Raw genomic sequence first — 22,345 nt, forward strand, 5'->3', positions numbered from 1 at the left:
CACCTAAGAATGAGGTGGCTTTTTTATGACTGATCCTACTCAACGCTTTGACGATGACTTATCTGGGCCATCTCCGGGTGGAGATAAAGCAGAACCAAACGCTTACTTGCTCGAAGAACGACGAATGTACAATGAAAAGCGCTGGATGAGGGTGTCAGTATTCCTCGTAGCCATAGGCTTTGCATGTGCTTTCCTATTCAAAGGGCTGATGTTTGCTTATGTTGTCGGAAACGGCATTGTTAAGAATCAAGCATCAATTATTGAAGTAATGCTAGTTTCCGCAAAATCAGCGCATGAAAAGCAGACTCTCGCATCCAGCGCAGCTAAAGCAACTGTAGCCAACCAGCCCAAGACAACAGTTAGTGTTGACAATCCATTTGCAACAACAGAACACTTTAACTGGCTATCTACGGGTTCACTATTGATGTTGGTGGGCTTCCTGCTGGCAACCGGTTTGACCCTTATGCTGACGTTAGTAACCTGTGTCTTCAAAGGGAAGAATGATGATTCACCTTCGGAGGGGGTTTTTAAGGATATGACAACTCCTATCAGTAAATTGTGTGAAGAGTTTTATGCATTTTTGAAGTCAAAGTTCTCATCATAAAACTCTTCTAACCCACCATAAACCCGCCCCATTAAGGCCCCTCGGTACGCTGCGATAACGCAGTTAATCGAGGGGCCTTTTATGTTGCCTGATACCTATCCCATAGCGCTTGCCTGGTTGCTCCGTCCCGATGTGGAAGGGGGCGAGGTCAACCACCCGGCCGACCGTGGCGGCCACACCAAGTTCGGCATGGCCGATGCCGCCGACGGCAAGAAAGACGGCATGCTCGATCTCGATCGCGATGGCAGGCCGGACATTGCCGTCGGCGATGCGACCCCTGCCCATGCCCAGTTGTTTTACCGAGCGAACTACTGGTTGCCCGCCCGTTGCGACCGGGTTGATAGCGTCTGCCCGCTGATTGCCATCGCCCTGTTCGACGGCGCCGTGCATCACGGCCCTGGCCGTTCGGTGCGCCAGTTGCAGCAGGCGCTCGGTGTCATGGTCGATGGAGTGCTGGGCTCGCAAACCTTGCGGGTGCTGGCCGCCAAGACGGGGCGGGACGGTGGTCGGGCCCTGCTGCTCACGCTGCTTGAGATCCGCGCCGGCTTCATGCTCGGCATCGTGCGCAAAGACCCGAGCCAGTGGGCCAATGCCCACGGCTGGAGTAACCGCCTGCTGCGCCTGCAGAGCTACCTGCTCTCGACCCGGTTCGGGGAGGGGGCAGCATGAGCAAACCTAGCCTCATCAACAAGCGTCGTCAGGCGTTGCAGGGGATCCAGGCCGCTGGCTATTTCGGCATCCCCGAACTCAAGAACCCCCGTTACCTCGCCTGCTTCAAGGATGGGCGCCGCGCCCATCTCAAGGCCGCCCTGGCCGGTGCGGATCTGGATGCCATCCCGCTCTACAGCCATCACGCCACTCGCCAATCCCTGTTTGCCCAGGGCTGGAGGTCGGTGGGTGAGCTGGATCGCCTGCGGGCCCGTGCCCGTCATACCCCACCTCTACAGAAGGAAGACCATCATGCCTGATTCCCTGTTGCCCCAAGCAAAGCCTGCGCTCCAGAGCCGCGCCGTGATCGGCGGTGTGATTGCCATGGGCGCCGGTATCGCCGGCCTGTTCGGCGTAGCGATCGATGCCGGTACCCAAGCCAGCCTGGTCTCCACCGCCGTGGATCTGGCCAGTGCCATCGGCGGCCTGCTGGCCATCTGGGGGCGCCTCAAGGCGACCCACGTCATCAAATAAACCATCAAGCAGGGCAGGAGACACCCTTGAGCGACCCCATAGACCGCGCCCAGCAGCTCGATGCCGAGCGAACCGGGCGCCTTATTGATGCCCACCGGGCAAGGCCCAAACCCCGTGGCGATGGCATCTGTTGCGATTGTGATGAGCCCATTCCGATTGCGCGGCTGCATGCCGAACCCGATGCGCCGCGCTGCATCGAGTGCCAGACCCTATTCGAGCGCAAGGAGGCAATCCGTGTGGGATTTCATCGTTAAGAACTGGGGGCCCCTGTACGCCCTGGCCAGTCTGGTGGGGTTGATCGTCATCATCCTGCTCTCCAAGACCTATGCCAAGCGAGAGGATGTCACCGGCCTGGCCGCTAGGGTGGCCAGGGTCGAGCAACAACTTTCGGATCTGCCGACCGAGAAGGAGTTGCACACCCTGCAACTGGAGATAAGCGAATTGCGTGGCGAGCTGCGGGCACTGGCGCCGGAGTTGCGCCAGGCTCGCCGCCTGGCCGACCTGCTGCTGGAAAATGAACTCAAGGAGAGACCATGAGCATTCAAGGAATATTGGACGCCCAGCAACGCCTGGTGATCTTGCGATCCTTGCTCGATATCGGCGGGGCGGCCAACGAGTCGATCCTCAATGACTGCCTCGACCAGCTGGGTACCGGCCGGGTGTCCCGGGATCGGGTCAAGACCCTGCTGGCCTGGCTGGATGAGCAGGGGCTGGTGCGCATCGAGAAATTGGCCCAGGTGCAGGTGGCCCACCTGACCGGCCGGGGCCAGGACGTGGCCGAAGGGCGATCCAGCGTGCCTGGCGTCAAGAAGCCCCGTGCCGAAGATTGAGGGAGGATGACCATGGCCGAGAAACCGACCCGGGGCCGGGCCAGCAAGGTGTGGCTGCTGCCCGAAGCTATCCGCAACGCCCTCAACGAGATGCTGCGCGACAAGGCCAACAGCCAGGCCGCCATCCTGGACGAGATCAATGGCCTTATCGAGGGTGCTGGGCTGCCCGATGATCTCAAGCTCTCCCGCTCTGGGCTCAGCCGCCACGCGAGCCAGGTGGAGCAGGTGGGCCAGCACCTGCGGGATTTGCGGGAGACCACGGCGGCACTGACTTCCCAGCTCGGTGACAAGCCGATGGGGGAGACCACCAAGCTCATCCTGGAACTCGGCCGCTCCCAGCTGTTCAAGGCGATGCTGGCCCAGGTGCAGAACCCGGAGGAGGCGGTGGATATCGACATGCTGAAAAACGCCATGTTGGCTGCCCAGCGCCTCGAATCCACGGCCATGCAATCGCATCGCCGGGAGAAAGAGATCCGCCAGGCCTTTGCCGAGGAAGTGGCCGCCAAGACCGAGGCCATCGTCACCCAGGCGGGCCTGAGCGGTGAGGCCGCCGCAGCCATTCGCCGCGAAATCCTGGGGATTGCCTGATGACCACGATCGCCCAACAACTTGCCCTGACCCTCGGTACCGAATACAACCCCGACGAGGTGCTGCTGCCCTACCAGCGCATCTGGATTGCCGACGAGAGCCCGCTCAAGATCGCCGAGAAGAGCCGCCGCACCGGGATCACCTGGGCGGAGGCGGCCGACGCCACGCTTACCGCTTCCAAATCCAAGCCAGCTGGTGGTTGCCACCATTTCTATGTGGGCAGCAACAAGGAGATGGCGCGAGAGTTTATCGATGCCGTGGCCATGTGGGCCAAGGCGTACAACAAGGCAGCAGGCGAGATCCAGGAGGAGGTGTTCACCGACGACGAGGACAAGGCGATCCTCACCTTCGTGGTCTATTTCGCCTCGGGCTTCAAGGTACAGGCCCTCTCCAGCAACCCCTCCAACCTGCGGGGGATGCAGGGCAATGTGACCATCGACGAGGCGGCGTTCCACGACCGGCTGGCTGAGGTACTCAAGGCTGCGATGGCGCTGACCATGTGGGGGGCCAAGGTGCGGCTTATCAGCACCCACAACGGCGTCGATAACCTGTTTAACCAGCTGATAAACGACAGCCGGGCGGGTCGTAAAGACTATTCCATCCATACCATCAGCCTGGACGACGCCTGCCGCCAGGGGCTGTATCGCCGCATCTGCCAGGTCAAGGGCACGCCCTGGACGCCGGAGGCAGAGGATAGCTGGAAGGCGGGCCTCCTCAAGGCCACCGCCACCGAGGAAGACGCGCTGGAAGAGTATTTCTGCGTGCCCAAGCAGAGTAGCGGCGTCTATATCAAGCGCACCCTGATCGAGCGGGCCATGCAGCCAGAGATCCCCATCCTGCGCTTCACCGCCCCTGCGGACTTCGAGCTGCAAAGTGAGGAGGCCCGCAAGGCGGTGGCGGAGATCTGGTGTGAGGAGAACCTCAAGCCCTGCCTGGAGGCGCTCGATCGCAATTGCCGTCATGTACTGGGGGAGGACTTCGCCCGCAAGGGGGATCTCTCGGTGTTCGTCCCGCTCGCCATCGCCCCCAACCTGCGCAAACGGGTGCCCTTCGCTGTGGAGTTGGTCAACGCCCCCTATGAGACCCAGCGCCAAATCCTGTTCTACCTGCTGCAGGGACTGCACCGCTTCACGGCGGCCGCCTTCGATGCCACCGGCAACGGCGGCTATCTGGCAGAAGCTGCCCGCTTGCGCTGGGGCGCCGGGATGATCGAGTGCGTGATGCTCAATGACCCCTGGTATCGGGAGTGGATGCCCAAGCTCAAGGCGGAATTCGAGGATGGCAACCTCATCATCCCGCGCCATGCGGACGTGCAGGACGATCTGGGCAAGATCCAGGTCATCAATGGGGTGCCCAAGATCGACAAGGGCAAGAACACCGGCCAGGGCGGCCAGCAGCGCCACGGCGACTTTGCCGTGGCCTTGGCCATGGCCGTGCGGGCCAGCTGGATGGAGGGGGGCGCCATCGAGTTCACCCCCTTACCTGGTAAACACGGGCGCGACAGCAACGACGACTATCACCCATCCCTCGGGACGAGGGATCTGATTAAAAGTGAGAGAGGGGGTTGGTAATGGCCGGACTCATCGACATTCATGGCAACTCACTGCGCCTGCAGAAAGAGCCGCAAACCGAAAACGACGCCAAGCTGGCCCAACTGCGCCGCCACTACAGCGAACACCCCACGGTGGGGCTCACCCCGGGCAAGGCGGCCGCTGCGCTCAAAGAGGCGGAGGAGGGGAGCCTCATCGCCCAGTGCGAGCTGGCCGAAGACATGGAAGAGAAGGACGCCCATCTGCAGAGCGAGCTTGGCAAGCGGCGCCGGTCCCTGCTCGGGGTGAGCTGGACCATAGAGCCGCCCCGCAATGCTACCCCCGCCGAGCAGCGCGATTGCGAGATGATCCGGGAACTCTTGGAGGACTTTACCTGGTTGGATGATGCCATCTTTGACGCCACCGATGCGGTGCTCAAGGGGTTCAGTGCCCAGGAGTTCAGCGGCTGGGAGATGGTGGAGGGGCTGCAGCTCCCCAAGGGAATCGTCTGGCGCGATCCCGCCTGGTTCCAGACCCACCCGGATGACTGGAACCAGGTGCGACTGCGGGACGGCAGCAAGGAGGGGGCGGCCCTCAATCCGTTCGGCTGGATCATGCACAAGGCCAAGTCGAAATCCGGCTACTTGGCCCGCACCGGCCTTATCCGCACCCTGGTCTGGCCCTTTCTGTTCAAGAACTACAGCGTGCGGGATCTCGCCGAGTTTCTGGAGATCTACGGCCTGCCGGTGCGTCTGGGCAAATACCCGGAAGGGGCCACCGAGAAGGAGAAATCCACCTTGCTGCAGGCGGTGCTCTCCATCGGCCATAACGCTGGCGGCATCATCCCCCGGGGGATGGAGATCGAGTTCCAGAATGCGGCCAGCGGCCAGGCCGACCCCTTTGTGGTGATGATGGACTGGTGCGAACGCTCCATGAGCAAGGCCATCCTGGGGGGCACCTTGACCAGCCAGGCAGACGGCAAGAGCTCGACCAATGCGCTCGGCAACGTGCATAACGAGGTGCGCCAGGAGGTACGGGATGCAGACCTTCGCCAGCTCGCCGCTACCCTGACCCGGGATCTGGTCTATCCGCTGTTTGCTTTGAACGGCAAGAGCTTCCAGGGGCCGCGCCGCTGCCCGCGCCTGGAATTCGACGTGACCGAGCCCGAGGACATGCGCGATCTGGCCTATCCACTGCGGGCCCTGGTGGGCATGGGGATGCAGATCCCGGCGCAGTGGGTGCGGGACAAGCTGCAGATCCCGGCGCCCAAGGAAGGGGAAGAGGTGCTGGTCATCGTCGACAAGCAGGCAGGGGCCGGGGAGGCGGCTCTCAGGGCGCAAGGGTTGGCGGCCTTGGCGGCAAAGAATCCTGTTCAGGGGGATAACAACGACGCCCAACTGGCGAGGCTGCAGGCGGAGGTCGCCCCCTTGCTTGCCAGCATGACCGATGCCGTCCAGGCGCTGGTGATGCAGGCCACCACCTTGGAGGAGATCCGGGATGGCTTGCTGGCGCTGGAGCCCAACCTCAGTTATGACGAGCTGGGGGCGCTGCTGGCCCAGGCCATTGCAGCCAGCGAACTGCTCGGCATGCTGGAGATGGAGGAGGGCAACTGATGCCCGTTCGTTACGGCAGTCTGCCGTTCGAGGAGGCGATCGCCTTCTTTCGCCAGAAGCTGAATATGCCGAGCGAGCGTTGGGCCGATGTGTGGCGGGATGCCCATAACCGCGCCTTTATGGTGGCGGGGGCGACCAAGACGGACTTGCTGGCGGACCTGCGCGGGGCGGTGGACAAGGCGATAAGCGAAGGGCAATCCATCGGGGCCTTTCAGAAGGCGTTCAAGGAGGTCGTGGCTCGCCACGGTTGGGAGCATACCGGCCCGGCGTCCTGGCGCTCTCGCGTCATTTTCGAGACCAACCTGCGCCAGAGCTACAACGCCGGGCGTGATGACCAGATTGAGCGCATCAAGCACAAGCGCCCCTTTGCCCTCTATCGCCACGGCGATTCCGAGCACCCCAGGGAGCTGCACCTCAAGTGGAACAACCTGGTGCTGCCGGTGGACCATCCCTGGTGGGAGACCCACAGCCCTAGCAACGGCTATGGCTGCAAGTGCAAGAAGTTCCTGCTCTCCGAGGCGGATCTCAAGCGTCGGGGGTTGACGGTGGGCCAGGCACCGGATGACGGCAATTATGAGTGGGTGGACAAGGCGACCGGGGAGATACACCGGATCCCTCGTGGCATCGACCCCGGTTTTGATTACCGGCCAAAGACGCCCGCCGCCCTGACCGAGGCGATGGCCAAGCGGGAGGCGGCGAAACCCGCGCTGGCCGAGCGTCTGCCGGAACGCCTGGTAGAGAGCGCCTTCTCGACGGCCAAGGGGGTGACGGCGCAGGGGGTCAGCGATTTGCTGGCCCAGCTACCCGCACCCCAGCGCGAGCCCTTGGCGGCCTTTCTCAAGGCCCACCCAATCAAGACCCTGTTTATCAAGCAGACCGAGATGGGCAAGGGAGCGGCAGGGCTCAAGGTTGCGCCGGCTATTGCCGAGTACCTGGGCACAGACCCTTACCTGGTGCGCTCCCTCTATTACACGCGCCGGGCCAGCGCGACCAACGGCTTTACGGCCAAAAGCTGGGGCCATCTGGTTATCAAGGTCAAGGCGGGTGATACACTCAAAGCAGTGGATATGCAGGCGGTGCAAGCGGCGGCCACCGAAGTGGTGACCGATGCCCATGCCAACACCGGGCCCCGTCACTGGTTGCCAAGGGGGACCAGCGGCGAGACCTTGCGCCGTCACTGGAGCATCTCCGCCAACGTCGGCGGCAAGCAGGGGGAATCAGCCCAGCGGCTCTCAACCTGGTTGCACGAACTCGGCCACCAGGTTCACTTCTGGGCCGGGGAGCCTGACCTGACGGGAGTGGGGCTGCTGACGGAGTATGCCGGCAAGACCAGGATGGAAGCCGCCGCCGAGGCGTTTGCCGCCTGGGTCTTGGCGAGGGATGCCATGGTGGCGCATTTCCCCGAACTGGCCAAACGGGTGGAGGCCATGCTGGCCCAGGCCACGACCGCCAGCCGCAAAGGAGAGAAAGGATGACCCTGTTGGAGCAAGCCAGCGCTCTGCTGGCAGAAGATGGCCCCTTTACCCTGGCACAGGCCAAGGCGCTGGATGCCTTGTGCGAACAAGCCGAAGGTGAAGAGGCCGACCTGCTGGGGGATCTCTGGGCTGCCGCCATGGCTGCGGCCGATGAGGAGGCCCTGCACTTTATGACCACCTTTGAGGATGACGTCTGATGGCGGGCAGCTTTATCGCCATCAGTCACCACGGGGTGGCCGATGCCCATGAGTTGCTGGCCCGGCTCTATGAGCGCATCGGCGACTTGAGCGAGCCCCTGGCGGATATCGGCGAAGGACTGGCGCTCTCCCACCGGGATCGCTGGGATGCGCAGGAGACCCCGGAAGGGGAGCCCTGGGCCCCCCTCTCGGACAAGTACCGCGCCCGCAAGCCGCGCCATGCCGACGAGGTGCTGCGCCTCAACGACGATCTGCGCGACACCCTCAACTATCAGGCCTATCCCCAGACCCTCTACTTCGGCACCCCGCTGGAATACGGTGCCGCCCACCAGTTCGGCCGCCCAGAGATCAACCTGCCCGAGCGCCCCTATCTGGGGTTGTCGGAAGCAGACCAGCAGAGCGTGCTGGAAATGCTGGAAAGGTATCTAAGTTAAGAACTCCTGAAACGTTGTCTACTGCATTGATGGCTTAAAACGAGGGATGGCTCTTTCCAAGTTAATAAAAGAGCAGATACGCATTTTTAAACAGTGTTAAACAGCATGCTAAGCATGCTATGTTGGTCTCATCAGTGTCCTCCGGGCTGAGTGATGCTTAGCTCAGCCAGTCTCGCTTAAATCGAATTAGAGGGGAAAGGTGTGAAGGAGTACAACAAAGCCTTTTTGAGAATTGCAAAAAGAGCAGAAAGGCAAGATGACGATATTTTACAAAAGACGTTTGTAGACATTGGATCCGTTTTTGATGTGCTTTCTTCTATAGACCACCAGATAATATTCGGTCGACGAGGAACAGGGAAAACGCACATACTGACTGTGCTGAGGAAAGAGAAAGAAGAAAATAAAGAAGTTGCAATTCAACTTGACATGCGCAATCTCGGATCAGTTGGTGGTGTTTATGCCGATGCGACTTTACCTATAAAGCAAAGAGCCACAAGACTGCTTGTTGATGTTTTATCATCAATTCACACATCGATTCTTGAATGTGCTATTGAGAAAGATGACCTGATAGATCTTAGCTTGGTTGGACCTGCATTAGATGCATTTTTTGATGCTCATAGTGAAGTCACCGTAAGTGGCGAGGTTACTCAGGAGTTGATAGAGACAAATACAAACTCTGTGAGTGATGAAATCACTGCTGGTATGAAGTTTGATCTGAGAAATGTTGGTGTTAATGCTGGCATAAATAAAGGTGATGGGCAAAGTTCAACCGTTTCTGTCAAAACAACCACTATCGGAATACACACACCAAGAGTGAATTTCGGTAGGGTCGGTACAGCCATGAAGAAAATGGTAGAAAATCTACCGAACAAAAAATTGTGGCTGCTAATAGATGAATGGAGTGAAGTGCCATTAGATTTGCAGCCTATATTGGCGGACCTTTTAAGGCGTGCAATTTTACCGATCCGTGGTGTTGTTGTGAAGATTGCAGCAATAGAACAGAGAAGTAACTTTATCATACCAGATCAAAGTGTAGGCAATGTTGGAATTGAAGTCGGTGCTGATATATCGTCAGCGGTTACACTTGATGATTACATGGTTTTTGATAATGATGAGGATAAAGCAGTTGATTTCTTTAAACGAATGGTTTTGAAGCACATCCAAGCCATTTGGGATGGTGATAAACCAATGCCTAGTACCACATCGGAGTTGATATCGAAAGCATTTACTCAAAGTAATGCCTTTATTGAGTTGGTGCGTGCCTGTGAGGGGGTGCCAAGGGATATCATTCATATATTAAGCCTTGCAGCACAAAAAGCGAATGATGATTCTGTCTCTATACCCCATGTCAGACAAGCTGCTGCGGCATGGTACATATCATCAAAAGAAACTGTTGTATCATCTCATGCATTGGCTAAAAACTTACTTTTCTGGATCGTGGACAGCGTTATCAAAACAAGGAGAACAAAAGCCTTTTTATTACAGGTTGGAACATCAGATGAACTGATAGATTATTTATATGATGCTAGAGTTTTACATATATTAAGAAAAGGTATATCAGCACAAGATCTACCAGGGATTCGTTATAGTGTATATGGAATAGATTATGGCTGTTATGTTGATTTGATTAATACCCAACAATCCCCCATCGGATTGCTAGATATTGGTGAGGAGTCAGTTGATGTGACCAGTATTGTACCCAAAACTGATCTACGGTCAGCCCGCCGATGCATTCTTGAACTGAATGAGTTCTACCAACACCATTAACCTACCATAAACCCCGCACTCTCTCATGCCGCCGCACTATGGCGGCATGAACATATCCAAGACTCCATACTCAGCGCCCCTCGTGGCCATCCTCCATGCTAACCCCGTCAGCGGGGAGCGGCTGGCGGTGCTCGATGCGCAACTCACTCCCCAAGGCGATGGCTGGTATCAGCTGCTGCCGGTCGGTCCCTTCAAGGCCCGTGACGGTCGTCCCTTTGATGTACCTAGCGGCCACTGGCTATTGGATGGACAGATCGCCGCTGCCCTGATTGCCCGTGCCAAGGGGCTTGGCCAAGACATCCTTATCGACTACGACCACCAGACCCTCAAGGTGGACCAGAACGGCCAGCCAGCCCCGGCGGCCGGTTGGTACAACGGCGACGAAATCGAGTGGCGCGAGGGGGAGGGACTCTTTATCAAACCCCGCTGGACCGAGCGGGCCGCCGCCCTGGTCGCTGCCAAAGAGTATCGCTTCCTCTCTGCCGTATTCCCCTATGACGCCCAGGGCCGCCCCCTGGAGCTGCGCATGACCGCCATCACCAACGATCCCGGGGTGGTGGGTATGCAGGCGCTGGCGGCCTTGAGTGCTCAACCGATCCAACCCGGCCAGCCGGCCACCCCCGCCCATGCGGTACACAAGGAGACTCCCATGAATGAACTGCTGAAAAAGCTGCTGGCCAAGCTCGGCATCGAGCTGACCGGTGACCCGACCGACGAGCAACTGCAGAAGGCGCTCACCGAGCTCGACAGCCTACAGGCCAGCGCCAAGAAGGCGCCGGAGCTGGAGGCCGCGCTCTCGGCCGAGAAGACCGCTCTGGCCGCCCTCAAGGCACAGACGACGTCAGTACAACAAGGAGCCCAGGTTGACCTGGCGCAATTCGTGCCGGTGGCGACCTATAACGCCCTGGTCACCCAGGTGGCGGCATTGACCGCCCAGGTGGACACCACCGATGCCGCGACCCTCATCAAGGAGGCCCGCACCGCAGGCAAGGTGGTGGCGGCCGAAGAGGAGTACCTGACCGCCTTCGCCGCCCAGAAGGGGGTGGCCGCCCTCAAAGCCCTGCTGGAGCCGCGCCCTGCCATCGCCGCGCTCACGGCGAGCCAGACCGCCGCCGTCACCCTGCCGGAGAAGAAGGGGGAGGCCGTGCTCTCGGCCGAGGACAAGTACGCCGCCGACCATCTCGGCATCAGCTACGAGGACTTTGCCGAGGCCAAGGCCTGAGCAAGCCCCGTTTCACACGAAGGCAGTTCTGTTTAACCAGAGAAGGAATAGACCATGGCCATGATTACACCCGCGCTGCTGCAGTCCCTCTTCACCGGCTTCAAGAAGAACTTTGAAGACGCCAAGAGCGAGGCGCCGACCCAGTACACCAAGATCGCCACCGTGATCAAATCGACCACCAAGTCCAACACCTATGGCTGGCTCGGCAAGTTCCCGAGCTTGCGCAAGTGGGTCGGGGATCGGGTGATTGAGTCGATGAAGACCCACGGTTACCAGATCGTCAACGAAGACTTCGAAGCCACCGTGGCCGTCGATCGCAACGATATCGCGGACGACGAGCTGGGCATCTATGCCCCGCTGTTCGCCGAGATGGGGCGCTCGGCCGGGGTACATCCCGACGAGCTCTGTTTCGGTTTGCTGGGAGCCGGTTTCACCACACCCTGCTACGACGCCCAGTATTTCTTCGATACCGATCACCCGGTCTATCCCAAGGTCGATGGCACCGGCACCCCGGCGCTGGTTGCCAACCTGGTGGTGGATGGCGCCTATACCGGCGAGCCCTGGTTCCTGCTCGATACCAGCCGCGCCCTCAAGCCGATCATCTTCCAGGATCGCAAGTCCCCCGAGCTCATCGCTATGACCAAGATCGACGACGAGGCGGTGTTCACCCGCAAGGAGTTCCGTTACGGGGTGGATTGCCGCGACGCCGCCGGCTTTGGCTTCTGGCAACTGGCGTTCGCCAACAAGCGGGCACTGACCCCCGACAACCTGTGGGATGCCTACAGCCGGATGCGGGAGTTCCAGGCGGACGGTGGCCGCAAGCTCGGCATCAAGCCGACCCTGCTGGTGGTGCCGGCGTCGCTTGAGAAGTTGGCGACCAAGATGCTGGAGCGCGAGCTGGAAAGCAGCTCCAGCAACGAGCTCAAGGGCAAGCTGGAACTGGTGGTGGCTGACTACCTGTAAGCGACACCGAGCTGTTTAACGGCGGGGTGAAGCGAGCGCAGTGTGGGCGTTTAACCCCCGTTTAAACCGGATCCTGGATTGAACGAGACAGAGGGAAACATGAGATGGAACACGAGATGGAACAGGCTATTCGCGTTGGCATCACATCAACGGTTCGTCAGGTCTATTTTCGCGCGGGCCTGGCGATTGCACCTGGCAAGTCTGAGCTGGCTGTGTCGCCTGTGCAGTGCGAGACCCTGGAGGCCGATCCGCGCCTGGTGGTCACCCGCCTGGGTCAAGACGTCGCCCCTGCGACGGCTGATGCACCGCAGACGGGCCGGGATCTGGACGCAGCAGTGGGCGGCCTGACTGGCTCGGGCTATCTGGCGGGCGTCGCCACGCTGGATGGCAAGGTCATCCCGTTGGCCGAGATGAAGGTCGATGAGCTGCGCGAACTGGCCGTGGAGATGGCGATCCCGGGTGCCGCCGGCATGAAGAAGGCCGAGCTGGTGGCTGCCATTGCGGCGACCGAGGTGCAATACCCGGTCAAGGACGAGGCTGGCACTACCACTGAGCCGCCTGCCGACCCCGTGGCCGAGGGCGCTTGATATGTACGCCAGCGTCAACGACATGGTGACCCGCTTTGGCGAGGCGGAGCTGTTGCGCCTGTCCATGACCCCGGCCGGCGAGCTGGATGAAGTAGCGATCACCGTCGCCCTGCAGGACGCCTGCGCCCTGATCGACGGCTACCTGGCGGGGCGCTACCCGTTGCCGCTGGCCCATGTCCCGAGCGCCCTGGTCCCCATCTGCGCCGACATTGCCCGCCACCGCCTCTATGGCGAGCAGGCGCCGGAGCAGATTGCCAAACGCAATGAGGCGGCCCTGGCCTTCCTCAAGTCGGTGGGCAAGGGGGAGCTGGCGCTGGGGCTGGCGGCCGATGGCGAGCAGGTGGAGAGCCAGAATCTGGCCCAGCTGCAGTCTGATGGTCGGGTCTTTGGCCGGGGAACTGGGGGCTTCCTATGAACGGGCCCACGCCTGAACTCGACTACCTGGCGGCGGGGGAGCGGCTGCGCGAGCTGCTGCTGCCCTTGAAAGGGCAAGGGCTCAAGGAGGTGTTTGTGGCCACCGACCTGGAGGCGGTGGCCAACCTGGGGCAGCACACCCCAGCCATCCACATCATCTACCAGGGAGAGCGAGAGAACGAGAGCAGCCAAAGTGGGCGGCAAAGCGCGTTCGAGCAGGTTTGGCTGCTGGTGTTGGTGCATAGAGCCACCCCCAAGGAGGCCAGCGCCGGGGTGTGGCTGGGGCGCATGTTGCAGGCCGTGGCCGGTCGGGCCTGCGGTGACAGTACCTTTCGGCGTGAAACCGCACCGGTCAAGCCGAGTTACAAGGGTGGGGTGGTCTATCTGCCCCTTGCCTTCAAGACGACAGTGAAATTCAAGGGAGAACGGTCATGAGTGAAACACTGCACCTGGAAGGGGATCTCTACATCGAGACCTTCACCAACAACGTCTCGAACGGGGTGATTGGCCCGGTGGACGTCAACAGCCTGGAAGTCAAACCGGACAGCGAGAAGATCAGTATCCCGAGCAAGCGCAAGCACAAGCTGGGCCAGGCGCGGGAGAGCTACTTCGTGCCCAAGCCCGCCACGGTCAACATCAAGACCAGCGAGATCCCGCCGGTGTTGCTAGCCGCCGCTTTTATGGGGTTGGAGAGCCCCATCAACCAGGGGGCGGGGACGCTGACCGAGGTGCCGGTGACCCTGCTGGCGCACCCCAAGTGGGTGAGCCTGGGCAAGACCAACCTCTCGGCCACCGGCCTGGTGGTGAAGGAGGGCGCCACTGCTCTGGTGCTGGGTACCGACTTCGAGATCAATTATGCCCTGGGGCTGTTGCGGGCCACCAAGGCGGGGGCGGTGGCAGATGGCGGCCCGGTGACCGTCAGCGCCAGCTATAACGCCATCACCGGCACCCGCATCGCCGGCAACGTGCAGCCGGAGGTGAAGGCGAAGCTGACCCTGGATGGGCGCAGCGTGATCAGTGGGGAGGCTATCCTGCTGACGGTACCCCGCGCCAGCCTGGCCCCCAAGAAGGCGGTGGACTTCCTGAGCGACAAGCCCATCGAGATCGAACTGGAGGGGGAACTGTTGGCCCTGGACGGTGAGGCCGCGCCTTTCTATGTGGATCGGCCGGAGACTGTGTGACGATGTGAAATAGGAAACGGCGGGGAGACCCGCCGTTTTTAACTCAGTTGCACTTTCTACTACTTGGTAGTTGACATGCTTGCGTAGTTAATAACCTTGCCATCAATGAATGAAAATGGGCGACAAAATTGCCTAGCCTCGGGAGCATAAATAATCCAAGGTTTCAATCGCCCACAAGGACCCTTTGCTCCCCAAACAGTGCGATTCTCTTCTTGCCAACTGTAACCGTATTTCTCTTTTGTAAACGCTGGATGTATGTTGGCTTCTGGAGAGTTGTATGGAATGGGGTCTTCTGCATATGTAACGTTCGCATTTCCAAAAAAGAAAGCACTACTTGTGATGGCTTTGTTAATTGCTGAGAAAAACATAATAGGATTAGTGATCTCATAACATGCATCTACCTTATTCTCGGAATGCCATCTCCAGAAAAGTTTTTCAGTGAACAACTTACTCGTGCAGAACACAAAGCCATCGGGTGACCTTCTAGGTACAACAATACTCAAATTACTTAGAAATGCCTCTCCTTCTCCTTCCATTCTGAAAACTTCTGAAATAATAGGTTCGTACTTATCTTTAGTGATCGCGATAGTGCCATCGATTCCTCTGATTAAATTATGTTCACCCTCGGATTTATCACCTCGGCTGTTGCCGTGTTCAATTGTATCCTTGAAGTCATATAATGAACCTAATCTGAGGCAACCAGTGGTGAAAAAACTATCAAGGAACTCTCTTTCAACAAATTTATATAATGACAAAATGTAACCCTCAAAATTTGATGAAGCTTAACAGGATAATAATGGAACGATAGTTAATCAGCATGAACTATCTAAGTGCTCATTCCTGTGACATTTCTCTCAGTAATTCACCATAAATCCCCGCTTTTATCCATCCATTTACCATGGGGCAATCCAATTTTTCAGGGTTGCCCATATGTCCAACTCCAACCTGAAACTCGCGCTAGAGCTGGCGGCCAAGGTCACCGGTCGGGAAGACTTGGCCGCTTTGGCGGGTGAGGTGCAGGAGCTGGGGCCTATCTCAGACGAGACGGCCGCCGAGACCGAACGGTTGGCGCAGACGCTGGAAGCCTTGAGCCAGCAGCAGGAGTTGATCAATCAGTTCGAGGCCAGTGGCCGGGCTCTGACCCAGCTCGAACTGGCCACCATACTCTCCCGGGATAAGTTGGCCGAATTGCGCCGCGAGCAGCAGGGGGCGGCAGGTAGCGCTCGCCAGCTCACCGACCAGGAGCGATTGCTGGCTTCCGAGGTCAAGCAGCTGGAGCGCCAGCTGATTGCCCAGCACAGCGAAGTTGGCCGCCTGCGTGGGGGCCTCTCCCAAGCTGGGATCGATACCAGCAACCTTGCCCAGGAACAGCAACGCCTGCAGCGGGAGCTGCGCGAGAGTGCGGCCCAGACCGAACGGCTGGGGCGCTCCCTGATGCAGGGGGCGCAAGGCGCTGGCGGCTTCCAGGGGGCTATCGGTAGCCTGACCGGCCGCTTGGTGGCCATGGCCGGTACCTGGTTCGGGATCCAGACCCTCACCACCCAACTGATGGCCATGTTCCAGACCGGCGATCAGGCCGAGCGGCTCAGTGTGCAGCTCAAGGCTGTGATGGGGTCGATTGCCGGCGGCAAAGAGGCGTCTGCCTGGATCCAGGACTTCGCCAAGAACACCCCGCTGCAGCTTGACGAGGTGACCCAGGTCTTTGTGCGCCTGAAAGCCTTTGGCATCGACCCCATGAATGGCGCCATGCAGGGCATCGTCGATCAGGCCTACAAGCTCGGTGGCGGCTTCGAGGAGGTGCAGGGCATCTCCCTGGCGCTGGGCCAAGCCTGGGCCAAGCAGAAGCTGCAGGGGGAGGAGATCCTGCAGATGATCGAGCGCGGGGTGCCGGTGTGGCAACTGCTGGAGCAGGTCACCGGCAAGAATACCGCCGAACTGCAGAAGCTCTCAGAAGCGGGAAAACTCGGCCGGGACACCATCCAGGCCCTGATGAACGAGATCGCCGCCCAGTCGAGCGGGGCAGCGGCCAACAACATGAGCCTGCTCTCGGGGCTTATCTCCAACGCCCAGGACAACCTGGCCAAGTTCTACCGCATGGTGGCGGAGAACGGGGCGCTGACCTGGCTCAAGAACCAGTTGGCCAGCCTCAACCGTGAGTTCGACCAGATGGCCCAGGATGGTCGCCTGCAGGCGTGGGCCAAGCGCCTCTCCGATGGCATCGTCGGGCTTGGGGAATCCATCAAGACTTTCATCCAGACCGTCTATGCCTGGCGCGATGCCTTGCTGGTGATGGCGCAGGCCTGGTATGGCCTGAAAATCGCGGGCTGGATTGCCGATCTGCGCGGCCTCTACGGCCAGTTCATCGCCCTGCCGGCAGCGACGGCCACGGCGGCGGGGGGCATGACCACGGCAGGCACGGCAGCGGCCGGGGCGGCGATCGGCGTGCGGGCGCTGGGCATGGCCATCAGGGCTGTGCTGGCTGCCGTGACGGTGGAATCCATCATCCAGATCACCCAGTTCGCCAACGCACTGCGCCAGCTGGTGCAGGCCGAGCTGGCGTTGCGAGAGGCGCAGGCCCAGCGCTCGCAAACCCAGGCCCAGCTCAATGGCCAACTGGCAGCCCTCTCTGCCGAGCTGGGGTTGGCCATCACCAGCGTGGCAGACCTCGATCGCCTGGTCGCCGAAGGCAAGGTGCATTACGACGAGGCCACCGGCAGCTGGCGAGCAGGGGCCGCCGCCGTTAAGGCGTTGGGCGATGAAGCCAAGCAGACCCGCGACTATCTTGCCGAAATCAACACAGTGGCCAAGCAGACGGCGGCGGATGGTCCGGCAAAGCTGGCCAAGGCATTTGATGAGCTGGGGCTGGACTTCGAGCGGGCTAATGGTCGTATCGGCGCCAGTTTCCAGAATACGCTCGGCGCCCTGGATACCCTGGTGCAATACACCGGATCCAGTTCGGCAGCCTGTGAAGAAGCCCTGGCGGCGGCGTTCAACCAGGCGAAGAACAAGGCCGAGATCGATGCGGTGATCGAGCGTATGCAGGCAATGGCCAAGCAGGGCCAGCTCACCGGGGATGGTATCACCCGCTCGATGGCCATCGCTGCCGACGCCATGAGCAAGGTCAAGGGGGGCAGCGGCGATACCAAACAGGCGGTGGCGGCGATCGGCGATGGCTTCGACACGGCCGCCGCCAGGGCCAAGAGTGCCACCGATGCCATGCGATCCGGCCTTCGCGGCGTGCAGAAAGAGGCAGAGCAGACCGGTAATGTCGTGGCCTCGGCAGGTGGTGGGGGCGGTGCCGGTGGGGGCCGAGGGGACGTCACCCGCACCGTGGGCGCCGGCTCGTTCTTCTACAAGACTGTGGACATCAACAACTTGCGGGGCAATGCCGATGCCCTGGCCAACACCCTCGCCGGCGTGGAAGAGGAGCTGGCCCGCTACAGCCAGAAGGTCAGGGACATCCCTGCCTATAGCGAGTGGAGCAAGTGGTACGCAGAGAAGTTCCAGAAGGAGATGGAGGCCATGCGCACCAAGCTCCAGCAGGAACTGAGCAAAGCCCAGGCCAAGGAAGCAGAGAAAGCGCAGACCACCACCTCGGCTGCCAGTCAAGCCGGGCCATCTTCCCAAACCTCGTTCACCCAGGGGCAGCCCCAGCGGATCATAATCGAGCTGAGATCAGGCTCCGCCCGGGCCGAAGTTCAGGCCGATGAGGCCAATGCTGCCGCCTTTATCAACCTCCTTAAACAGCAAGGATTGCGCTCATGAACGTCACCTTAAACGGGCTGCTCCTGCCCGATGATCTCGTTTGGCGCGACGAGTTCGATTGGTCGCCCGTCGAGCAGGTTGTCACGCCGACGCTCTCTGGCGCTCTCCTGGTCGAGGAAACGGCCACGCCGGAGGGGCGCCCCATCACCCTGGTGGGCCATGCCCCCCGCGCCACGGTGCTCTTGCTTAAAGCGCTGGAGGCCCAGGTGGCCCAGCTGATGACCCTCACTTTGCTCAATGGGCAGCAGCGGGAGGTGGTCTGGCGTCGGCCCGGCATCGTGGCCATCCCCGTGATCGAGATGGCTGACCCCGAAGCGGGTGAACCCTATGCCCTGACTCTTAACTTCACCGAGGTGATCCGATGACCATTCATTCCGGCGACATCACACTGATGGCCAGTCAGCGGTTGACTGACACCACGGACGGCGGCGGCCGCATCACCGGTCAGGAGATCGTGAGCGGCGAGCACAATGGCCTGTTTCAGGACATCAGCGATCTCGACCGCACTTATGGGGTGGTCAGCATGCGCAAGGCGTTTCTGGCGGTGCAGACGGATGACACGGACACCTATCGGGGTGCCCATATCATCGTGCAGGTGCCCCCGGCTGACCCGAACGTGGGGCTATGCCTCATCAACACCCGGGATCATCACGACACCCGCGCCAATGCCCGCGACGTGCTGGAGCGCTATCTGGCCCGTGGTCCCAAGTGGCGCGGCTTCCTGTACGACACCCAGCTCGAAGGCCAGCGGGCGATCCGCTTCTTCCAGCGCGTCGAAGTGCGCCTGCCGGAAGTGGGGGAGACCCTGGTGCTGGTCGGCAACGAGGGCAAGGCGGGGGAGTTCGAGCAGTACGTGCGGGTGCTTGAAGTCACCCAGCAGCTGGCCAAGTTCCAGGTGCCCAACGTGCCCGAGTTCACCCGCAACGTGGTGACCTGCAAGCTGGCTGACCCGTTGCGTTACACCTTCGAGGGGGAGCAGCCGACCCCCTATGATGTGGTGACCAACGTCAAAACCGCCCTGCGGGAAACCGTGGTGGCCGATGCCGCCAACTACTTCGCCACCACCAAGCTGGCGGAGGCGGTGAACCTGGGCGCCATGCAGGTGCGGGCCAAGACGATCTTTACCCAGATCGTGCCGTCTGCCCGTACCGAGACCCCGGCGGTGGATCTGACAGCGGCTGGCGAAATGGCCAGCCTGGTGGACTCTGGCAAGGGGCTGGTCAGCTTCTCGACCGTGGTCAGCATTGCCCCCAGCCGGGGCCTGTTCCTCGGCACGGGCGTGAAACCCGGCACCCTGACCATCACCATCGGTGCGGCCGTCATCACCGACAAGGGGGGCGAGCTGGTTGTCGCCGGGTCCGTGGTGGGGGCCATCGACTATGGCCGTGGTCAGCTGGAGTTCAATGCCCAGTGCCCGAACTACGGGGCCGCAAGCAAAACCATCAGCTTCTGGCCCGCGTCTCGCCCGTCCCGTATCGCTGACACCGCCAGGATCGACATCAAGGCCAACAACCGGGGCTATGCCTACACCATCACCCTGCTGCCGACCCCGGCACCCGGTACCCTCACGGTGTCGTTTATGGCGCAGGGGAAATGGTACGACTTGAAGGACAACGGGCGCGGCGAGCTGTTCGGCGCGGATCGCTCGTTCGGCACCGGGATCGTCAACCTGGCCACCGGGTCGGTCATGCTGACCCTGGGGGCGCTGCCGGACGTGGACACCGCGATCCTGTTCAGCTGGGCGACCCCGGTCAACTACACCAACCGCAGCAACCAGCCCATCAGCATCAGCAAATCGGCATGGCAACTGCCCCACACCGGGATCACCCCCAAGAGCGTGATCCTGACCTGGGGCAGCGGCCAAACGGCCAACGATGCGGTGGGGGACGGGCGCCTGCGCGGCAACATCACCGGCACCATCAACTATGCCGAGGGGGTGATCATCCTCGATCACATCACCCTGCCGGCGCTGGGCCAGGAGTACATCGCCCAGTACCAGTACGGTGAGCCGGTGACCGAGCGCCACGTTGAACCGGGGCGCCTGAGTACCCCAGGCCAGGTGGGGCACCTCTCCATCACCCTGGACGGGGCAGGTGGCGGGGCCACCAACCTGACCCCCGGGTCGGTGCATGTCAAATTCAACGCGCTCTATCACAAGTTCGATGTGGACGATCAGGAGCTGGTGATCCAGACCCGCGACCCGGTGATCACCCTGCTGGATGACGGCCAGGGCAACCTCAAGGACGCCAGCGGCAACACCCTGGGGGCCATCAACTACGCCGCCGGCACCCTGCATTTCATGCCGGATGGCAGTGCCCCCTTGCCCAAGCCGACCTATGCCTGGGTGACCGTGGGCACCAAATGGGTGGGCAACAACCAGGTGGCGGTGCAGCGCTGGACCATGACCGGCATCGAGTACCACAACACGGCGTACACCTTCCCCGATGGCGAGGGGGGCTGGGTCGAGGTGACCTACCGCAACAACAACAGTGCCCTGGCGCAAAACGCCACCCTGACCGCCCAGGCGCTGCGCATTGATGTCACCCCCGGGTTTGCGGAGGCCATTCTGGAAGGGTCGCTGCGCTTCACCCTGGGGGGGAGCACCTACGTGGATCGGCAGGGACTGCTCTACCGCAACCCGGACCCGGAGACGGGATCCGGTATCCAGGCAGGGACCATCGACTACTCGAACGGGTTGGCGGTGCTGTCTGACTGGGCGGCCGGGCAGACGGCGCAGCCGTCGCTGCAGTCCCTGGCCACCTCGTTCAGTGCCCAGTCGGTGGATGAGGTGACCTTCCGTACCCCGGGGGCCCCGGTGGCGCCGGGTAGCCTCTACATCAGCGCCAACACCGCGAGCGGGCGGCGCATCGAGGCCACGGCGGACGGGGACGGCTATTTCACCACCACCGACATGGATGGCCGGGTGAACTACCAGACCGGGGTGGTGACGGTGCGCTTTGGTCGGTTCGTCACCGCTGCGGGCAACGAAAGCCAGCCCTGGTATGACGTTGACCAGGTGGGGCTGGACGGCAAGATCTGGCGCCCCATCAGCGTGGTGGCCGACACCATCCTGTTCAACTGTGTGGTGTTCAGCTATCTGCCCCTCGATGCCGACATCATCGGGCTGGATCCGGTGCGTCTGCCGTCCGATGGCCGGGTGCCCTTCATCCGCAAGGGGACCACGGTGGTGGTTCACAGCACCCGCAAGTCGGCGTTCCCGCTGGGGGTCAGTGCAGGGCAGCAGCTCAGCACCGGCCGCACCCGCTTGGCGCATGCCCATGTGGAGGACAAGAACGGCAAGGCGCTGGCGACCACCCTCTACAGCGTCAACCTGGATAGCGGCGTGGTGACGCTCGGCACTCCATTAGACCTGACCGGCTATGTCGAACCCCTCTATGCCGTGCATCGCATCGAGGACATGAGCCTTGTCAGCGACGTGGAGATCTCGGGCCGCCTGCTGCTGACCAAGGCGCTGTCCCATGCCTATGACCCGGCAGATACCTATGTCTCCAGCGCCCTCATCATCGGCGACCTGTGGGCCAGGTATACCAACCTGTTCGATCAGAAGGCGTGGACCAATGTCTGGTCTGATTACCTCATCGGCGACCAGTCCACGGCGCAATACAACGACACGGTTTACCCGCTCCTGGTCACCAACCGGGGCGCCCTGCAGGAGCGCTGGGCAGTGATCTTCACCTCCAGCACCACCTTTGTGTTGGTTGGGGAGCATGTGGGCCAGATCGCGGTGGGGGATGTGAACACCGACTTGGCCCCCATCAACCCCAACAACGGCCAGCCCTATTTCAGGCTGGATCACCGGGGCTGGGGGGCGGGTTGGTCGAGCGGCAACGTGCTGCGTTTCACCACCCAGGCAGCCGGCGCCCCCTTCTGGCCGATCCGTACCGTGTTGCAGTCGGTGGCGTCACAGGATACCGACAAGTTCGAGCTGGCCCTGCGCGGCAACATCAACACCCCATAAGGGACCAACCAGGTG

Annotated in this window: 24 protein-coding genes; 23 read left to right on the forward strand and 1 reads right to left on the reverse strand. The window is 61.0% G+C overall.

All coding sequences use genetic code 11. From position 1 onward, the window contains the following. The first annotated feature begins 25 nt into the window (after nt 1-25). The 20 genes from AB5Y50_RS11310 (at nt 26) to AB5Y50_RS11405 (ending at nt 14,586) form a co-directional block, all read left to right on the forward strand. On the forward strand, nt 26-604 hold the full coding sequence (locus AB5Y50_RS11310) for a hypothetical protein (RefSeq protein ID WP_368162847.1): 579 nt from the start codon (nt 26-28) through the stop codon (nt 602-604). Between the two features lie 81 nt (nt 605-685). Further along, the gene (locus AB5Y50_RS11315; RefSeq protein ID WP_368162848.1) at nt 686-1,273 is read left to right on the forward strand and encodes a glycoside hydrolase family 108 protein; all 588 of its coding nucleotides are present in this window, start codon (nt 686-688) and stop codon (nt 1,271-1,273) included. Next, nucleotides 1,270-1,572 carry a hypothetical protein gene (locus tag AB5Y50_RS11320; RefSeq protein WP_368162850.1) on the forward strand — a complete coding sequence of 101 codons (303 nt, stop codon included), beginning with the start codon at nt 1,270-1,272 and terminating at the stop codon, nt 1,570-1,572. Before AB5Y50_RS11315 ends, AB5Y50_RS11320 begins: the two co-directional genes overlap by 4 nt. Continuing rightward, nucleotides 1,565-1,786 carry a hypothetical protein gene (locus AB5Y50_RS11325; protein WP_368162851.1) on the forward strand — a complete coding sequence of 74 codons (222 nt, stop codon included), beginning with the start codon at nt 1,565-1,567 and terminating at the stop codon, nt 1,784-1,786. The genes AB5Y50_RS11320 and AB5Y50_RS11325 overlap by 8 nt, the downstream gene beginning before the upstream one ends. A 26-nt stretch (nt 1,787-1,812) precedes the next feature. Continuing rightward, on the forward strand, nt 1,813-2,040 hold the full coding sequence (locus AB5Y50_RS11330) for a TraR/DksA C4-type zinc finger protein (RefSeq protein ID WP_042074576.1): 228 nt from the start codon (nt 1,813-1,815) through the stop codon (nt 2,038-2,040). Continuing rightward, complete coding sequence (locus AB5Y50_RS11335) at nt 2,021-2,323, forward strand: DUF2730 family protein (protein ID WP_081332095.1); 303 nt, start codon at nt 2,021-2,023, stop codon at nt 2,321-2,323. The genes AB5Y50_RS11330 and AB5Y50_RS11335 overlap by 20 nt, the downstream gene beginning before the upstream one ends. Beyond that, nucleotides 2,320-2,616, forward strand: a complete 297-nt coding sequence (locus AB5Y50_RS11340) for a hypothetical protein (RefSeq protein WP_010674005.1) — start codon at nt 2,320-2,322, stop codon at nt 2,614-2,616. Before AB5Y50_RS11335 ends, AB5Y50_RS11340 begins: the two co-directional genes overlap by 4 nt. Before the next feature lie 12 nt (nt 2,617-2,628). Then, complete coding sequence (locus tag AB5Y50_RS11345) at nt 2,629-3,204, forward strand: DUF3486 family protein (RefSeq protein WP_128296926.1); 576 nt, start codon at nt 2,629-2,631, stop codon at nt 3,202-3,204. Continuing rightward, the gene (locus tag AB5Y50_RS11350; protein WP_368162854.1) at nt 3,204-4,775 is read left to right on the forward strand and encodes a terminase family protein; all 1,572 of its coding nucleotides are present in this window, start codon (nt 3,204-3,206) and stop codon (nt 4,773-4,775) included. The genes AB5Y50_RS11345 and AB5Y50_RS11350 overlap by 1 nt, the downstream gene beginning before the upstream one ends. Continuing rightward, complete coding sequence (locus AB5Y50_RS11355; RefSeq protein ID WP_368162856.1) at nt 4,775-6,346, forward strand: DUF935 domain-containing protein; 1,572 nt, start codon at nt 4,775-4,777, stop codon at nt 6,344-6,346. The genes AB5Y50_RS11350 and AB5Y50_RS11355 overlap by 1 nt, the downstream gene beginning before the upstream one ends. Next, nucleotides 6,346-7,821: a phage minor head protein gene (locus AB5Y50_RS11360; protein WP_368162857.1), complete on the forward strand. Its 1,476-nt coding sequence runs from the start codon at nt 6,346-6,348 to the stop codon at nt 7,819-7,821. Before AB5Y50_RS11355 ends, AB5Y50_RS11360 begins: the two co-directional genes overlap by 1 nt. After that, nucleotides 7,818-8,018, forward strand: coding sequence for a hypothetical protein (locus tag AB5Y50_RS11365; RefSeq protein ID WP_010674009.1), 201 nt, complete (start codon nt 7,818-7,820; stop codon nt 8,016-8,018). The genes AB5Y50_RS11360 and AB5Y50_RS11365 overlap by 4 nt, the downstream gene beginning before the upstream one ends. Beyond that, entirely contained in the window at nt 8,018-8,452 is a 435-nt protein-coding gene (locus tag AB5Y50_RS11370) for a phage virion morphogenesis protein (protein ID WP_368162859.1), read from the forward strand. The genes AB5Y50_RS11365 and AB5Y50_RS11370 overlap by 1 nt, the downstream gene beginning before the upstream one ends. 201 nt (nt 8,453-8,653) lie before the next feature. After that, nucleotides 8,654-10,219, forward strand: a complete 1,566-nt coding sequence (locus AB5Y50_RS11375; RefSeq protein WP_368162861.1) for a hypothetical protein — start codon at nt 8,654-8,656, stop codon at nt 10,217-10,219. A 25-nt stretch (nt 10,220-10,244) separates the two neighbouring features. Next, on the forward strand, nt 10,245-11,441 hold the full coding sequence (locus AB5Y50_RS11380; RefSeq protein ID WP_368162862.1) for a phage protease: 1,197 nt from the start codon (nt 10,245-10,247) through the stop codon (nt 11,439-11,441). A 54-nt stretch (nt 11,442-11,495) separates the two neighbouring features. Further along, complete coding sequence (locus AB5Y50_RS11385; RefSeq protein WP_202014187.1) at nt 11,496-12,404, forward strand: Mu-like prophage major head subunit gpT family protein; 909 nt, start codon at nt 11,496-11,498, stop codon at nt 12,402-12,404. Nucleotides 12,405-12,508: 104 nt separating this feature from the next. After that, nucleotides 12,509-12,991 carry a Rho termination factor N-terminal domain-containing protein gene (locus AB5Y50_RS11390; RefSeq protein WP_368162864.1) on the forward strand — a complete coding sequence of 161 codons (483 nt, stop codon included), beginning with the start codon at nt 12,509-12,511 and terminating at the stop codon, nt 12,989-12,991. A 1-nt stretch (nt 12,992) separates the two neighbouring features. After that, entirely contained in the window at nt 12,993-13,406 is a 414-nt protein-coding gene (locus tag AB5Y50_RS11395; protein WP_368162866.1) for a gp436 family protein, read from the forward strand. Further along, the gene (locus tag AB5Y50_RS11400) at nt 13,403-13,840 is read left to right on the forward strand and encodes a hypothetical protein (RefSeq protein WP_368162868.1); all 438 of its coding nucleotides are present in this window, start codon (nt 13,403-13,405) and stop codon (nt 13,838-13,840) included. Before AB5Y50_RS11395 ends, AB5Y50_RS11400 begins: the two co-directional genes overlap by 4 nt. After that, nucleotides 13,837-14,586, forward strand: coding sequence for a hypothetical protein (locus AB5Y50_RS11405; protein WP_368162869.1), 750 nt, complete (start codon nt 13,837-13,839; stop codon nt 14,584-14,586). The genes AB5Y50_RS11400 and AB5Y50_RS11405 overlap by 4 nt, the downstream gene beginning before the upstream one ends. Nucleotides 14,587-14,645: 59 nt before the next feature. Here the strand turns inward: AB5Y50_RS11405 and AB5Y50_RS11410 are convergent, their stop codons facing one another. Then, a complete protein-coding gene (locus tag AB5Y50_RS11410; protein WP_368162871.1) occupies nt 14,646-15,341 on the reverse strand; it encodes a hypothetical protein in 696 nt (231 codons plus the stop codon). A gap of 175 nt (nt 15,342-15,516) precedes the next feature. Here AB5Y50_RS11410 and AB5Y50_RS11415 point away from each other — a divergent pair, with 175 nt between their 5' ends. Genes AB5Y50_RS11415 through AB5Y50_RS11425 form a run of 3 tightly spaced genes read left to right on the forward strand, consistent with a single transcriptional unit; the run spans nt 15,517 to nt 22,330 of the window. Beyond that, nucleotides 15,517-18,351, forward strand: a complete 2,835-nt coding sequence (locus AB5Y50_RS11415; protein WP_368162872.1) for a tape measure protein — start codon at nt 15,517-15,519, stop codon at nt 18,349-18,351. Then, nucleotides 18,348-18,716 carry a hypothetical protein gene (locus AB5Y50_RS11420; protein ID WP_368162874.1) on the forward strand — a complete coding sequence of 123 codons (369 nt, stop codon included), beginning with the start codon at nt 18,348-18,350 and terminating at the stop codon, nt 18,714-18,716. The genes AB5Y50_RS11415 and AB5Y50_RS11420 overlap by 4 nt, the downstream gene beginning before the upstream one ends. Further along, nucleotides 18,713-22,330, forward strand: a complete 3,618-nt coding sequence (locus AB5Y50_RS11425) for a curculin (mannose-binding) lectin protein (protein WP_368162875.1) — start codon at nt 18,713-18,715, stop codon at nt 22,328-22,330. The genes AB5Y50_RS11420 and AB5Y50_RS11425 overlap by 4 nt, the downstream gene beginning before the upstream one ends. Nucleotides 22,331-22,345: the final 15 nt, after the last annotated feature.

Source organism: Aeromonas sp. s6, from assembly GCF_040907815.1.
Lineage (GTDB): Bacteria > Pseudomonadota > Gammaproteobacteria > Enterobacterales > Aeromonadaceae > Aeromonas > Aeromonas caviae.